Source organism: Pseudoalteromonas sp. MIP2626, from assembly GCF_013414205.1.
Taxonomy (GTDB): domain Bacteria; phylum Pseudomonadota; class Gammaproteobacteria; order Enterobacterales; family Alteromonadaceae; genus Pseudoalteromonas; species Pseudoalteromonas nigrifaciens.
Window position 1 is genome coordinate 34,293 of the sequence record NZ_JAATTW010000004.1, and the last position, 16,813, is coordinate 51,105.

Below are 16,813 nucleotides of genomic sequence, written 5' to 3' on the forward strand. Positions count from 1 at the left end.
ATCATGATTGAATATTATTTTAGATTAAATTTGAGCTACAACGAATGCATGGATTACTACCATGGACGTTATAGCTCAGTACAAGTTGTAGATGACAGCGGTAAAACCATTCGATTTGCCGCAAACTACCTGCGCCCCTACATTTCTAGTTTAGGGGTGCGAGGTAGGTTTAGATTGATACTTACCCCCGAAAATAAGTTTATCCGCCTCGAACGAGTAGCCTAAGCGCTTGTATTTATGTTATAGATATACATAAATATTGCCTTTTTGTTAATTTCGATTTGTCCTATTGTTAATTTGCGTGTATAAATTACTGGTATGACGTCTTACCATTGCGTAAACGTCAGTGAATAAAAAAAGATTATGACTGATTGAAGGCGACTGTTTGTAATTTGTTTAATTCGCTTCTATCGTTACGATTACACTAAAAACAATAACTTGATCACACAAAATGACCCGCGACAGGGGGGAAACCAAAATGATAAGAAGATCGCTTTTTGTTAAAAATAAAATCGCTATAGGTTTAGCAGCCGCAAGCTTAGGGTTATCTGCAATGACTGCACAAGCGGCAGTTTTTGAAGCCGGAGGTTTTGATATAACTTTCGACTCCACTTTTTCTTATGGGCAAAGTATTCGTGTAGAAGACCGAGACTTTGGCTTAATAGGTAAAAGTAACAACCCTTCATTCGATTGGACGGGTTATAACCCAGCCTTAAACAATACCGTTTACTCATCGCAAGATGTGTGGGCGCAACCAGGATCATATTCAAACAATGGTGATGCAGGCGATTTAAACTTTGATAGTGGTGATTCGTTTTCAAAACTATTAAAGGGCACCCATGATCTATCTATCAGTAAAGATAATTATGGTTTGTTTACTCGATTTATGTATTTTTATGACTTTGAATTAATGGATGGCGATCGTGCTTATGTAAACCCTACCTCAGGCCAAGGCGTCGATCCATGTGATGACAAAGATACAAAAGCACAAAGCTGTGCTGACATCCGTTTATTAGATGCGTATGTATGGGCAAGCTTTGATTTAAATGAAGGAAAAAACCCGCTATCAATTCGCGTTGGTCAACAAGTAATAAATTGGGGTGAAAGTACATTAATATCACATGGTATTAACGTTAACCCAGTTGACATAGACCGTTTAAAAGCGCCTGGTGCAGAGCTTAAAGAAGCCTTTATACCTGTTGGTATGTTATGGGCATCGTTAGGTATTACTGATAACGTAACCTTAGAGGGTTTTTATCAATACCAATGGCAAGAAACACGGCTACCAGCTGCAGGTACATATTTTTCGACGAATGACTTTGCTGCTGAAAATGGCTATTCGCAAAACATTCAACTTGGTTTCACTTCTAACCCGGATATTGATTTAGCTTTTTTAACTAATAGCTTAAACAATTTGGATGAAATTGTTAAATCTCAAGGCTTAGATCCTTCCAATGGTCAAGGCAAAGCTATGATGGAGGCGATGTATTTAGCCTACCCAACAAAAGTAGCTCTTAAAGGTAAGGGTAAAAATGGGAAGTTGGAGCCAAAAGATACAGGTCAATATGGTTTGCGCTTAGGGATATTTTTACCTGAATTTAATGACACCGAAGTTGCATTTTACCATGTCAATTACCATAGCCGTCGTCCACTTATTTCAGGAAAAGTATCCAATTTTCTGGAAGAGAAAGTAGAGATAGATGAAAATGGTGTTGCTCAAGTTATTACTGTCGATGCTATTGGGAAAGATGTAGATTATATTTTAGACAATATAATTACAGAAGATAACATTACAAATTTACAAGCATTTTCACAGGGTGTAATTGAGTATCCAGAAAATATAAAGCTCTATGGTTTAAGTTTTAATACGTCGGTAGGTGAAACGGCATTTGCTGGTGAGTTCACTTTTCGTGAGGATGAGCCACTGCAAATTGACGACGTAGAGTTACTCTATGCAGGTATGCCTGAACAGCTTGCAGCTGCAGGATTAAATCCAGAGTTTGAAAGAATTTCCCAAGTCCCTGGAGATTGGACTACTACTTTACCTAATGGTGACACATTTACAAGTGCTGCTGAACCAGGTGCTTTGGCTAAAGGTTATATTGAACGCAATACCAGTCAACTTCAATTTACCGCGACGCATTTATTTGGCCCATCTTTAGGTGCAGATAGCTGGGCTGTGGTTGGTGAAGTAGGGGCTGTGCATATTAACGGCATGCCTGAATATGATGATATTCGTTTGAATGTGTCAGGTACAGGTCGAAGCGGCATTATGACCGGCCCAGGCAGTTCTGATTATTCTGCGCTACATATGGCGTTATCAAATGGAGCAGAGCAAAAACAATTTGCTACGGCTACATCGTGGGGTTATCGCTTAATTGCTAAAGGTGATTATTATAACCTGTATAACGGTATTAACTTTTCGCCACGTTTTGTATTTTCTCATGACGTAAATGGTAGCACGCCAGATCCTATGTTTTTGTTTATAGAGGATCGTAAATCGTTAGGTGCAACCATGAACTTTAACTATCAAAATGCGTGGTCATTAGATGTTAGCTACAACTCATTTTGGGGTGGCGGCGACATTAATACCTTCTCTGATCGCGATTACATTTCATTTAACTTAAAATATTCTATTTAGGGGTAATATTATTATGATTAAAAAACCTACCCTCATTGCTACTGCATTTTGTAGCTTGTTTGCAAGTCACGCTGCTTTAGCTAAAATTAGCAGCGAAGAAGTTGCGCGCTTAGGTGCAGACTTAACGCCACTAGGCGCTCAAAAAGCAGGCAATGCAGATGGTTCTATTCCTGCGTGGAATGGTGGTATTACCGCAGCACCGGCAGGTTATAAAGCAGGTATGCATCACTTAGACCCGTTTAATACGGATAAAGTGTTGTTTACTATTGATAAAAGCAATATTGAAAAATATAAAGCGAACTTAAGCCCTGGCCAAATTGCGTTATTTGAAGCGTATCCTGATACCTTTAAAATGCCAGTATATGCAACTCGCCGCTCTGCTTCGTTCCCGCAATTTGTATATGATGCAACTAAGCAATTTGCACCCACTGCAGAGCTAATAGAAGGCGGTAATGGGATTAAAAGTACAGCAATTGGTATTCCATTTCCTATTCCTAAAACTGGTTTAGAGGCAATTTGGAATCACTTGCTACGTTACCGTGGTCAGTCTATTGAGCGTTTTGGCGGCCAAGCAGCACCTAACGCTTCGGGTTCGTATAACTATGTTGGTTTTGATGAGCAACTACTAGTTAAATACTCAGATCCAAGTGCTACACCTGCGCAACTGCAAGACTCAAATATTTTGTTTAAGTTTAAACAAAAAGTAACAGAGCCGGCACGCCTAGCGGGTACTGCGTTATTAGTGCATGAAACCATGGACCAAATATTAACGCCACGCCAAGCATGGACTTACAACAGTGGTCAACGTCGTGTTCGTCGTGCACCTAACGTTGCTTATGATGCACCAGGTACAGCAGCTGACAGCTTACGTACCACTGATGACTTTGACATGTTTAACGGGTCACCAAACCGTTACACCTGGACATTAAAAGGTAAGCAAGAGCTTTATATTCCATACAATAGTTATAAGCTCCATAGCGATAAACTAAGCTATGACGAAATATTAATGCCAGGACATATTAACCCTGAGCATACACGCTACGAAAAGCACCGTGTGTGGGTGGTTGAAGCTAACTTAAAAGATGATACGCGCCATATTTATAAAAAACGTGTGTTTTATATTGATGAAGATAGCTGGCAAGTACAGGTTACCGATATTTACGATAACCGTGACCAACTTTACCGTGTAGCTATGGCTTATGGCCTTAACTACTATGAAGTACCAACGCAGTGGAGTACGTTAGAGGTTTATCATGATTTAAACTCTCGTCGTTACTTAGCAATTGGTTTAGATAACCAGCACAAAATGTATGATTTTTCTCAGTCGTTTAACGACAATGAGTTTACATCAAGCGCATTACGTCGCGAAGGTAGATAGTTAATAGTAGGCACCTAACCGATTGGTTAGGTGCCTTTTTTCCTTTCTCATCGCGTTTGTCTTTTTGACGCGCAGGGCTTTTCCTCACCTAAATAGACAAACAATTCCCCAGTTCAAGGCGATTTAAATTTATGAAGTATTTGGTATATGCCAGCCTGATCCTCAGCGGTGCGAGTGTTGCACAAGAAACTCCTCAATTTGCTATTAGTGCAATAAACGCCGATAAAACGTTATTGACTGATATTACCCAAACTAAAGCGGGTTTAGTGGCTGTTGGTAAGCATGGCACTGTAATTACAAGTATTAATGGTATTGATTGGCAACAAGCAGAATCGGTGCCAACTCAAGTATTGTTAACTGCGGTTGATTTTACTAATGAAAACAATGGCTGGGCCTGTGGGCACGATGCAACAATAATAAATACTACAAATGGTGGTAAAACGTGGCATTTACAACAAGCTAAGCCAGAGATAGATAAACCGTGTTTAGATATTTTATTTAAAGATGAGCTACATGGTTATGCTGTGGGGGCTTATGGCATGTTTTATCAAACCAGCGACGGTGGTAAGCACTGGCAAAAACGTTTTTTAGACTCGCTATTATTTAGTGACGATAGAGAATATTTGAGTGATTTAAAAGAACACGACCCAGAAGGTTATGAAGCAGAAACAGCCTCAATTTTGCCGCACTTTAACCGCATTGAGCAAACTCCAGACGGTTTAATGTTAGTGGGTGAAATGGGCTTAATGGCAAAAAGTACCGATGCAGGCTTAACATGGCAGCGAGTTGACGAAATTTACCCAGGATCATTTTTTGCATTTAGCGCCAATGCGCAGCAAGAGGTAGTGGCAGGATTACGAGGCAATGTTTTTACTCGCCAGCAAGGTGATCAAAATTGGCAGCACCTTGATAATAAAAAAACAGCAACGATTAACAACATCATAAATTATAACAATGAACAATGGCTAATGTTGGCCAATAGCGGCGTGATTTTTCATTTGCAAAACGCTGAGCTTACACATGAGCAGTTGGCCGACGGTAAAGCAATTCTAGATGGTGTGATTTTAAATAATAAACTAATCATGGCAACAGAAGATGGCATTAAAGTGAAGGAGTTGACCCCTTAATGCATAAGATTTTAGACTTTATAGAAAATGCGATATTTAAACATCGCTTAATTATGGTTATAAGCTTTGTGCTTATAACCTGTTTATTGGCATTTAAAGCGACACAAATTCAACTTGATGCCTCGTTTAATAAAAACATTCCGTTAAACCACGATTATATGAAGGTATACACCAAACATGAAAAGCAGTTTGGTGGCGCTAACAGTATTTTAATTTCGGTGTGTGACGACAGCGGCGATATATTTAATCCTGAATTTTTTACCCAATTAAAAGCGGTACACGACCAGCTATATTTTATCCCTGGTGTTAATCGACCTTTAGTAAATTCAATATTTTCACCCAGCGCTCGATTTGTTGAAGTAGTTGAAGATGGTTTTGCCGGCGGGCCAATAATTCCTGCTAATTTTAAAGCCGATAAACAGGGTTTAGGGGTCGTTAAAGAAAATATCGAAAAAGCGAAAGTAGTTGGGCGCATGATTGCCAGTGACTATTCGTGTGCGATGGTGACAGCGCAATTAATGGAAACCGATCCGCAAACCCAAGAAAAGCTCGATACCTTAGCATTTGCGCAAAAACTCGAAACACAACTACGTGAACCGCTAAGCACCGACAAGGTGAGTATTCATATAATTGGTTTTGCTAAAATGGCCGGTGATATAGCCGAAGGTGCAAAAGGTGTGGTGGTATTTTTTGCCATCGCGATTGCCTTTACTTTTATTATGGTTTGGCTATTTTGTGGCAGTTTAAAGCTGACTATTTTACCTATAATGTGTTCGATCATTGCTGTAATTTGGCAATTAGGGCTACTGTCGAGTTTAGGCTTTGGCTTAGATCCTATGTCTATTTTGGTACCTTTTTTAGTATTTGCAATTGGTGTGAGCCATGGTGTGCAGATGATTAACGCGATAGGTAAAAAAGTAGGCGAGGGTAAAAGTACGCGAGAATGTTGTCAGTCAAGCTTTAGAGCATTATTGATCCCAGGCGGCATTGCGTTGTTATCGGATACGGTTGGCTTTTTAACTCTGCTAACCATTGACATTGGTATTATTAGAGAGCTTGCTATAACAGCTAGTTTAGGTGTTGCGGTAATTATATTTACTAACCTGATTTTACTCCCTGTATGGGCGTCGTATATGCACTTTGAAAATAGTGTACATATTCAATCGGGTGATGCTAAAAAACCAAATATGCTTGATGCAATTAGAGATTTATTGGTTAAAGCCACCGATCCTAAAATTGCTAAAATGATAATTGCTTTTACTTTAGTGTTATTTGCACTTGGTTATTGGCAAGCAGATAAAATGCGTATTGGGGACTTACATGCTGGCGCACCATCATTGCACCAAGATGCACGCTATAACCAAGACACATTTTTAATCTCGGACAAATACACCATTTCGTCTGATATCTTAAAGGTAATTGTAGAAGCGTATCCTGCAGCATGTACTGAGCATGATGTGATGCAGCGTATTAGCCGTTTTCAATACAAAGTAGAGAATGTTGCCGGTGTGCAATCAGCGGTAAGCTTAAGCTCGGTAGCGCAGTCGGTAAATGCCGGTTATAACGAAGGTAACCTTAAATGGCAAAGCCTGCCACGTAACTCTGCAAGCTTAGTACAATCTACCTCGCGGGTAGAAACCAGCACGGGATTACTCAACGGCGATTGCTCAGTGATGCCAGTGATTATCTTTTTAGATGATCATAAAGCGCAAACAATTGATCTTGTAATTGAAAGTGTTAAACGCTTTGCACAAGAAGAGGGTACAGATAAAGTTGCGTTTAAACTCGCATCAGGCCCAGTAGGTGTAATGGCAGCCACAAACGAGTCAGTGTCAGCGGCGCAAATTCCGATGATGCTGTATGTTTACGGCGCTGTAATTGTTTTGTGTTTACTAAGCTTTAGAAGCGTAAAAGCAACCATTGCAGTAGTGTTACCTCTGTATGTGGTATCTACTCTTGCACAAGCATTAATGGTACAGCTGGAAATTGGCTTAACCGTATCTACACTGCCAGTTATTGCATTAGGTGTGGGTATAGGCGTTGATTATGGTATTTATATATTGTCGTCGATGATGGGACAGTTAAAACAAAATGTACCGCTGAGTGTTGCTTATCGAAATGCGTTAATTGAGCGCGGTAGTGCAGTATTATTTACCGGTATTACACTTGCTATTGGCGTGAGTACTTGGATTTTCTCTGATTTGAAATTTCAAGTTGATATGGGAATTTTGCTTACCTTCATGTTTTTAGTAAATATGCTGGGTGCAGTGCTGCTTTTACCAGCAATTGGTAGCTTGCTCTGGACTGACCAGAAAAAATAAAGTGAATAAGTTTGCTCCTAAATGGCCTGTAAAGGCCATTTATATCTATAATTTGTGAATAGATGACCAAATAGCTGAAAAGCTAAAAATGTTTTCATCGTAAAAGGCTGTTTATTAGTTGTAAACGAGTTAGAATTTGCTCGACTCCACGCTAATAAATGCTGTACAAATATTCTGCTATTAAGCAGTAATAGATTTAAGGAATAAACAATGACACGAAATGAAGGTCAAGCCTCAGTTATTTTAGATAATGTTTGTAAGCTTATCCACAAAAAAGTTCGCGCTGATAATGTGTTACTCGTTGAAAAATTCGCCAAAGCCTTGTACAGCAATATGTCTAAAGAGGATTTGGCTAATCGTAACGATAGTGACTTATATGGTGCTGCACTAAGCCTTTGGAATTCGCTAGAAAAGAACACGTCTGATGACGCGGTTATTCGCGTTTTCAACCCAGAAGTGGCAAAAGATGGCTGGCAGTCATCGCATACCATTGTTGAGATTATAGCTAAAGACATGCCGTTTTTAGTTGATTCAGTACGTATGGCCATGACTCGTGAAAATATTGCCTCTCACTTATTACTACATAGCCCGCTTAAAATCCAACGAGATGAAAATGACAAGATCTCAGGTTTATCTGGTTTAAAAGCAGAGCAAGAATCAACCTCGACCAAAACAGTATTCTTTATTGAAATTGACCGTCAAACAGATTCAGCTGTGATTGAGTCTTTCAAACAAGAGTTAGAGTCTGTACTTACAGATGTATCGGTAGCGGTAGAAGACTGGCAGCCAATTCGCGAAAAGCTAATTGCAGTTAGTAAAGAGCTACCAAAACGTCGTGCTGGCAAAAATAATGCTGAAGTAGATGAAACGGTTGAGTTTTTAGACTGGTTAGTTAAAGACAACTTTACCCTAATGGGCTATCGCCAATATGAGTTATCGCCAATACAGGGTGATTACGAGTTAAAAGGCGTAATGGAAACCAGTTTAGGTTTGATGAAAAATGCCGGTGTAGAACACACTCGTCTACTTTCGGAATTACCAGAAGCTGCTCGCCAAGATGCGCGTAGTAGTAACTTACTAATTTTAACTAAAACTAACTCATTATCACGCGTACATCGTCCGGCTTATATCGACTATGTTGGTGTAAAACGTTTTGATGACAAAGGCAATGTTATTGGTGAGGATCGCTTTATTGGCTTGTTCTCGTCAAACTTTTATAACTACAGTGCGGCAGACGTACCGGTTCTTAAAAGTAAAATTGACCGTATTATGCAAATGTGTGATTTTGCCAAAGGCACCCATGCTTATAAAGCGGTGCTTAATATTTTAGAAACCTACCCGCGAGATGAACTTGTACAAGCCCGCGAAAGCGAATTGCTAGAAGTTGCAATGGGCGTGTTGCAAGTACAAGAGCGTGATATGTGTCGCTTGTTTGTACGTAAAGATGCCTATGGACGTTTTTTCTCATGTATGGTTTATGTACCACGTGAGCGCTATAACACGGCACTGCGTCATGAAACGCAAAATATTTTAGCAAATGCATTTAATTCTGACGAAAAAGTCGAATTTACAACCTATTTCTCTGAGTCAACACTAGCCCGTACTCATTATACCGTGCGTGTGACTGATAATAATATAGAGTATAAAGTGAAAGACATTGAAAACAATTTAGTTGAAGCGGCCCGTACTTGGGAAGATAAATTACAATCAGCCTTACTAGAGCAAGCTGGCGAAGCACGCGGTAATGAATTAAACCGTAAGTATGCTCAAGCATTTGCTCGCTCATATAAAGATGAAGTATTACCAAGTGCAGCTGTTGTTGATATTGAAAAGCTAGAAATGCTTAACGATGAAAACAAACTTGAAATGTTATTTTATCGCCCGCAAGAAGAAGCTAACAGCAATGTTGTGCGTTTAAGCTTATTTCATAAAGATGAGCCTATTCACTTATCTGATGTGATGCCGATGCTAGAAAACTTTGGCTTACGTGTCGTTGGCGAAACACCTTATTCAGTTAAAACTAGCGATGGTAGCATTAATTGGATCATGGATTTCTCTATGCTAATTGATAGCAAAGGGATGGCAGATTTTGATAAAATTTCAGCACGTTTTCGCGCTGCGTTAACCAGTGTTTGGAATAACCGCTTAGAAAACGACGGTTTTAACCGTTTAGTATTAATGGGTGGTCTTACTGGGCGTGAAGCGTCAATATTACGTGCGTACGCTAAATACATGCGCCAAATTGGGGTTACCTTCTCGCAAGCTTACATTGAAGGCACTTTTGCAAATTATCCACACATTGCAGCAAAAATTGTTAACTTGTTTACTAAAAAGTTCTCAGTTAAAAGCCCTGCAAGTGAAAAAACACTTGAAAAGCTTAGTACAGAAATATATTTAGAACTTGAAAACGTAGCCAATCTTGATGATGACCGTATTATACGTTTATACGTTGATATGATAGTGGCAACACTGCGTACTAGCTTCTTTCAAAAAGATGGCAATGGCCAATTTAAATCGTATGTATCGTTTAAAATTAAGCCAAGCTTAATTCCTGGCGTACCATTACCATTACCGGCGTTTGAAATTTTTGTATATTCTCCGCGTATTGAAGGTGTGCATTTACGATACGGTAGTGTTGCCCGTGGTGGCTTGCGTTGGTCAGATCGCCGTGAAGATTTCCGTACTGAAGTACTTGGCTTAGTTAAAGCACAACAAGTGAAAAATGCGGTAATTGTGCCAGTAGGTTCTAAAGGCGGTTTTGTTTGTAAACAATTGCCAACTGAGCGTGAAGCATTCTTAAAAGAAGGCCAAGAGTGTTACAAAATCTTTATTCGTGGTTTGTTAGATATCACAGATAATATTGTACAAGGTGAAATTGTTGCGCCTGTAGATGTAACTCGCCACGATGGCGATGATGCTTATTTAGTTGTAGCAGCCGATAAAGGTACTGCAACTTTCTCTGATATTGCTAATGGCATTGCAAATGAATATAACTTTTGGCTAGGTGATGCGTTTGCATCAGGTGGCTCAGTGGGTTATGACCATAAGAAAATGGGTATTACAGCACGTGGCGCGTGGGAATCAGTTAAACGTCATTTCCGCGAAATGGATATTGATTGTCAAACAACCGATTTTACCGTGGTAGCTATTGGCGATATGGCAGGGGATGTATTTGGTAATGGTATGTTGTTATCTAAACATACTCGTTTACAAGTTGCATTTAACCATATGCATATTTTTATTGACCCAACACCAGATGCAGCAGCAACGTATCCTGAGCGTGAACGTTTATTTAAATTACCGCGTTCATCGTGGGAAGACTTTAATAAAGATTTAATTTCTGCCGGTGGTGGTGTTTTCTCTCGTGCGGCTAAGTCGATTACACTAAGCCCAGAAATGAAAAAAATGTTAGGCACTAAAAAAGCCAGCATGACACCAACTGAACTGATCAAAGCTGCGCTAATGATGGATTACGATCTATTGTGGAATGGTGGTATTGGTACTTATGTTAAGAGCAGCAAAGAAACTGACGCCGATGTAGGGGATCGTGCAAACGATGCACTGCGTATTAACGGTGGCGAGCTAGGTGCTAAAGTATTTGGCGAGGGCGGTAACTTAGGTGCAACTCAGTTAGGACGTATTGAATTTGCAGCGAAAGGCGGCCGTGTTAATACTGACTTTATTGATAACGTAGGTGGCGTTACTTGTTCAGATAACGAAGTTAATATTAAGATTTTACTTAATGGTTTAGTTACCTCAGGTGACTTAACGCGCAAGCAACGCGATGAACTTTTATACGCTATGACAGACGAAGTGTCTAAGCTGGTATTGAATGATTGTTATCGTCAAACACACACTATTTCAATTACTCAATCTAAAGGCTCATCAACGCTTAAAGAGAAAATTCGCTTTATTCATGCTCTTGAAAAAGAAGGCAAGCTAAATCGTGCGATTGAGTTTATCCCAAGTGATGAAGAATTAGCAGAACGTGCAGCAGCTGGCAAAGACTTAACACGTCCAGAGTTAGCGATTTTAGTGTCGTACTCTAAAATGGTACTTAAAGAGTCATTTGTTACAGATGAAATTACGGAAAATCCATATTACCGTCAATTGTTAGTTAATTCGTTCCCGTTACCACTGCGTGAGAAGTTTAACGAAGCGATGGATAATCACCCACTTCGTAAAGAAATTATTGCCACTAAACTGGCTAATCAAATTGTTAACGATATGGGTCTTAACTTCATGGTGCGTATGCATGAAGAAACCGGTGCAAATGAAGCTGAAATTGCTTTATGTTATTCAATTGCCAGCGAGTTGTTCCAAATGAGCGATACGTGGGCCTCGGTTGTTGCACTTGATAATAAAATTCCGGCTGCTGTACAAACCGAAATGCTATACCAATTACGTCGCACGGTTCGTCGTGTAACACGTTGGTTCTTACGTCATCGCAACAAAGCACAAACAATTACCCAAACAGTTGAATTTTTTGCGCCAACATTTGCAGATTTAAGTGCTAATTTAACAACGTATATGGTTGATAAAGAAGGCGAGCTTTTAGTTGCAGCTGCCCAAGAGTTAACACAAAGTGGTGTGCCTGCAGAACTAGCTAATCGCATTACTGGTTTATCTAGCTTGTTTTCTGCTATGGACTTAGCTGAAATCTCAGCAAGTTCGAAACAAAGTATCGATACTGTATCGCATACTTACTTCAAGCTTGGTGCAAACATGGGCTTACATTGGTTCTTAGAGCAAATTACTAAGCAACCAGTAGCAAACCATTGGCAGGCATTAGCGCGTGCATCGTACCGCGAAGAGCTTGATTGGCAACAACGTACATTAGCAGAAGTGGTATTAAACGGTTTTGCCGATGATAACAAAGATGTTAATGGCCAAATTGAGCAATGGATGGATAGCCAAGAGTTATTATTACAACGTTGGAAGCAAATGCTTGCAGAGTTTAGAACATCACAAACTCACGATTTTGCTAAGTTTTCAGTAGCACTACGTGAACTCATGTTATTAAGCCATAACTGCGTGTAATAGAATAAAAACCATAATTAATGCCTACTCATTATTTTCCTTGGTGAAAATAATGAGTTAATGGTTAAAATTGTTATACAATACCTCGGCCTAGTCTGAGGTATTTTTTTGTCTGCATTTTAAGAGGATTATATTCATGTTTTACGATTTAGCTCGCCGTTTTATGTTTACCCGTGATGCGGAGTGGGCGCATGAGTTCGCTCTTAATAATTTAAGTCGTTTTGCCAATACACCATTAAGCGCTGCTTGGTCACAAAATATTGTGAATAAACCAGTTAATTTTTTAGGCTTAGAACTTAAAAACCCCGTTGGTCTTGCTGCAGGGCTTGATAAAAATGCAGAGTGTATTACTGCATTTGCACAAATGGGCTTTGGTTTTGTTGAAGTGGGTACAGTTACTCCGCGCCCACAAGCTGGTAACGATAAACCACGTATGTTTAGATTGCCGCAGTCAAATGCCATTATCAATCGCATGGGATTTAATAACAAAGGCGTTGATAATTTAGTTAATAACGTTAAAGCAGCCAACTATACCGGTATTTTAGGTATTAACATTGGTAAAAATAAAGACACACCGAATGAGCAAGGCAAAGACGATTACATACATTGCATGCGCAAGGTGTTTGAACATGCCTCGTATATAACTGTTAATATTTCATCGCCAAATACCCCAGGGCTTCGTGATTTACAATACGGTGCAGCCCTTGATGATTTACTACAAAGTTTGAAAAACGAGCAGCTTGATCTTGTTGCTAAACATGGTAAACAGGTACCTATGCTGGTAAAAATTGCGCCAGATTTAGATCCAATCCAAATTGCTCAAGTAAGTGAATCTTTACTAAGCAATAAAATAGATGGGGTAATTGCTACCAATACTACACTTGAGCGTAGCATGGTTGCGGGTCAGCAATATGCTGACGAAGCCGGTGGTTTATCGGGGCAGCCAGTTAGGGAGCGTGCGACGCATGTAGTTAGCGAGCTAAAGCGCTTAACTAATGGGCAGTTACCTATTATTGGTGTAGGCGGTATTGACGATGTGTCATCGGCGAAAGAAAAAATAAACGCAGGTGCCGATTTAGTACAAATTTATACTGGCTTTATTTATAAAGGCCCACAATTAATTAAATCGATAGTTGATAGTTTATAAAAAATAGGGCTACTTAGCCTTAAAAGTTAAGTTTGTTTTAACACTAAAAGGCTAACTTGCCCTCTAAGCTTTTGATCGTTCAATAAATGTTCTAATAAAACATTTTAAAAATGATTAAAAGCGGCTATACTTTGTGCTTATTGTTTTTATTATATTTAAATGTTAAGCGTGGAGGGGATATGTTACAAGCATCAAAGCAATGGCAGTGGATATCTTGCGCCAAAAAAAACCGCTTATTACTTGATTTAAATGAAGATATGCAGCTCTGCACTCCTTATAAGTTAAGACAACTTACTGACAGTACATTTAAAAACCCTTATTTTAGCTTAGAAGATGCCGCTTTTTATGAACAAGTTTATCAATATCTTGTGCAATTTAAGCTGTGGAATCCAGCGCAATTATGTCAAATATCACTCAATGCAACCGCAGTGAAATTTCAATTAAAGCCAGTACTTGCTAAAAGTTGGTTTTTTGAGCAATACACAGGAAGCACTCCAAGTACTGAAGCCGTTATTAATTTAACCTCTAAAGCGCAGTCGGGAGAGTTTTTAATTGTAGAGCACAGCAGTGATGCATCTGTGTGTATTAACCTAAGTGAAAATTTTCAATTAGATGATAATTTATCATTAGTACAGTTTGAAGCCATTCGCGTTTTAAACAATCGTGTACATCCTCTCTTAAATCAGCATATTCATAGCAAAATAGCTTAATCTAATTTTATTTTCAGCCCGTGTTTATGGCGTGTTTGTATGCAAACCTATGTTATAATCCTGCGCAATTAGCTATTAAGGGTTACTACTTTGCAATTTATCGCACTTACTTCTATCGGAATCGAAAATTTATTGGTTGATGAACTAACAGAACTTGGCGCAACTGTGTCTAAGCAAACTGTTGGTTCTGTTCGCTTTGAGGCAGACTCATTATTGGCGCAAAAGGTGTGTTTATCGACTCGCTTTGCTACGCGCGTGCTTATGCTTATTGAAGAAAAAGAAGGCGTAGATGACAAAAATAGCCTGTATAACTTTGCTCGCTCACAACCATGGCAAGAATGGTTTGGGCCTACACAAACGTTTGCTGTCGACTTTAATGGCACCAACGACTCATTAAAAAATACACAGTTTTCTGGTTTAGTTATAAAAGATGCCATAGTTGATTACTTTAACGACTTATTCGAGCAGCGCCCTAATGTTGATAAACAAGACGCTAATGTGCGTGTGGTTGCGCGTTTAAATCGTTATGGCGTATCTATGTATATAGATTACTCTGGCCCGCGTTTATCTGAGCGTGGTTACCGACAGGGCCAAGGTAAAGCACCTATAAAAGAGCATTTAGCAGCGGCATTAATCAAACGCAGCGGCTGGCTTGAAAATGTAAATCAGCCTTTGTTTGACCCATGTTGTGGTGCAGGTACTATTTTAATTGAAGCTGCCGGTATGGCGCGCAACGAAGCTCCCGGCTTATTTCGCGAAGGCTTTGCATTTGAGCGCTTACCAAGTTTTAGAGCTGCGAAATTTAAAGAGCTAAAAGAAGAATTGCTGGGCAATATTATAGACCCTAAATTATGGCTCATTGGCCACGATTACGACGCTCAAGTATTAGGTAAGGCAATTGATAACGCAAAACGTGCTGAGCTAGACGATATTATTAAGTTTAAACAAAGTGATGCAACTAAACTAACCGCAGTGGCTAAATTACCTGGCGTAGTTATATCTAACTTACCTTATGGTGAGCGTATTGGTTCTATGGCTGAGCTTGTAGATTTACATCGTAATTTAGGTGTGGGCTTTAAAAAGCACTTCAATCATTGGAAGCTTGCTTTACTGGGTATGGATGAGAGCTTATTTAAGCTGTTAAAGTTGGTTAGGCTGAAACGTTATAAATTTAAAAATGGCCCGTTAGATGTTGAACTTAACTTGTATCAACTTGATGACAAACAAGTAAGCCTGACAACCGATGATAAAAAAGCGCTGAATTTTGAAGGTTCAATGTCTTTTGCTAATCGATTGAAAAAGAACAAGCAGGGTTTAAAAAACTGGCTTAAGCAAAACGAAATTACAGCATACCGTGTATACGAAGCTGATATTCCTGAGTACAACGTTGCTGTAGATATTTACGGTGACTCAGCGGTTATTTTTGAATACGCAGCCCCGAAAGAAATTGATGAAAAAACGTCTGAAAAACGCTTACAAGATGTGATCAGCTTAACCGCTGAACAACTCAAAATAGCACCAGAGAATATTGCTGTAAAAGTACGTAAAAAGCAAAAAGGCGAAGAGCAATACACGCCAATGGCTAAACAAAACCGCACTATGGTGGTTGAAGAGTTTGGCGCTAAGTTTAAAGTGAATTTATTTGATTACTTAGACACTGGCTTGTTTTTAGATCACCGTTTAATGCGTCGTTATATTCAAGAAAACGCCAAAGATAAGCGCTTTTTAAACTTATTTGCCTACACAGGTACAGCGTCAGTACATGCAGCACTTGGTGGCGCTAAAGCAATTACCACGGTTGACTTGTCAAAAACCTATTTAAAATGGGGCCAAGACAACTTTGATTTAAATAATATTAGTAATACTCGCTACCGTTTTGAGCAAGCAGACTGCTTAAAGTGGCTAGAGCATGCGACGGCGCAGTACGATTTAATCTTTTTAGATCCCCCGACGTTTTCAAACTCTAAGCGTATGAAAGATGCATTTGATGTGCAGAGCGATCATATTAAGTTATTAACTTGGGTTAAAAAAATATTAAGCCCGTCGGGTACGCTTATTTTTTCTAATAATAAACGTGGCTTTGTTATGGATGAAGTGGGTTTAATTGGCTTGGGCTTAAAAGCGGTTAATATTTCTGACAAAACCTTATCGCCTGATTTTAAGCGTAATAAAAAAATTCATAATAGCTGGTTAATTACCCATGGCTAAGTGGATTTTATATCACACAGATGGTTGTCATTTGTGTGAACAAGCTGAGCAATTAATTAAGGGATTAGTTAATAGCCACAATGAATTATTGCTAGTAGATATTATGACTGATGATCAGCTTATTGCTGATTATCAGGTTAGTATTCCGGTATTTAAAAGTGAGCAAGGCCAACAATTATTTTGGCCTTTTACTGCACTAGACGTGCGTGAATTTTTAGCGCAAGCAGAATAAGAGCAAAGA

General features: G+C 39.2%; 10 protein-coding genes. All 10 read left to right on the forward strand.

The features are described 5' to 3' along the window. Positions 1 to 3 precede the first annotated feature (3 nt). The 10 genes from HC000_RS03980 to HC000_RS04025 all read left to right on the forward strand — a co-directional run bounded on the left by HC000_RS03980 (position 4) and on the right by HC000_RS04025 (position 16,804). Positions 4 to 225, forward strand: a complete 222-nt coding sequence (locus HC000_RS03980) for a DUF2835 domain-containing protein (RefSeq protein ID WP_086998601.1) — start codon at positions 4 to 6, stop codon at positions 223 to 225. A 253-nt stretch (positions 226 to 478) separates the two neighbouring features. Beyond that, a complete protein-coding gene (locus HC000_RS03985) occupies positions 479 to 2,641 on the forward strand; it encodes a DUF1302 domain-containing protein (protein ID WP_179807006.1) in 2,163 nt (720 codons plus the stop codon). 13 nt (positions 2,642 to 2,654) lie between these two features. Further along, complete coding sequence (locus HC000_RS03990; RefSeq protein WP_179807007.1) at positions 2,655 to 4,019, forward strand: DUF1329 domain-containing protein; 1,365 nt, start codon at positions 2,655 to 2,657, stop codon at positions 4,017 to 4,019. A 131-nt stretch (positions 4,020 to 4,150) separates the two neighbouring features. Next, entirely contained in the window at positions 4,151 to 5,146 is a 996-nt protein-coding gene (locus HC000_RS03995) for a YCF48-related protein (protein ID WP_011328350.1), read from the forward strand. Beyond that, complete coding sequence (locus HC000_RS04000; RefSeq protein ID WP_179807008.1) at positions 5,146 to 7,467, forward strand: MMPL family transporter; 2,322 nt, start codon at positions 5,146 to 5,148, stop codon at positions 7,465 to 7,467. Before HC000_RS03995 ends, HC000_RS04000 begins: the two co-directional genes overlap by 1 nt. Before the next feature lie 210 nt (positions 7,468 to 7,677). Further along, positions 7,678 to 12,507 carry an NAD-glutamate dehydrogenase gene (locus HC000_RS04005; RefSeq protein ID WP_011328348.1) on the forward strand — a complete coding sequence of 1,610 codons (4,830 nt, stop codon included), beginning with the start codon at positions 7,678 to 7,680 and terminating at the stop codon, positions 12,505 to 12,507. 136 nt (positions 12,508 to 12,643) lie between these two features. After that, complete coding sequence (gene pyrD / locus HC000_RS04010) at positions 12,644 to 13,654, forward strand: quinone-dependent dihydroorotate dehydrogenase (RefSeq protein ID WP_011328347.1); 1,011 nt, start codon at positions 12,644 to 12,646, stop codon at positions 13,652 to 13,654. A 179-nt stretch (positions 13,655 to 13,833) separates the two neighbouring features. After that, complete coding sequence (locus HC000_RS04015; protein ID WP_011328346.1) at positions 13,834 to 14,364, forward strand: cell division protein ZapC; 531 nt, start codon at positions 13,834 to 13,836, stop codon at positions 14,362 to 14,364. Positions 14,365 to 14,454: 90 nt separating this feature from the next. Beyond that, positions 14,455 to 16,572 (forward strand): bifunctional 23S rRNA (guanine(2069)-N(7))-methyltransferase RlmK/23S rRNA (guanine(2445)-N(2))-methyltransferase RlmL, encoded by a 2,118-nt coding sequence (rlmKL, locus tag HC000_RS04020; protein WP_011328345.1) that lies wholly within the window; start codon positions 14,455 to 14,457, stop codon positions 16,570 to 16,572. Next, positions 16,565 to 16,804 carry a glutaredoxin family protein gene (locus tag HC000_RS04025; RefSeq protein ID WP_041454446.1) on the forward strand — a complete coding sequence of 80 codons (240 nt, stop codon included), beginning with the start codon at positions 16,565 to 16,567 and terminating at the stop codon, positions 16,802 to 16,804. The genes rlmKL and HC000_RS04025 overlap by 8 nt, the downstream gene beginning before the upstream one ends. Positions 16,805 to 16,813 lie beyond the last annotated feature (9 nt).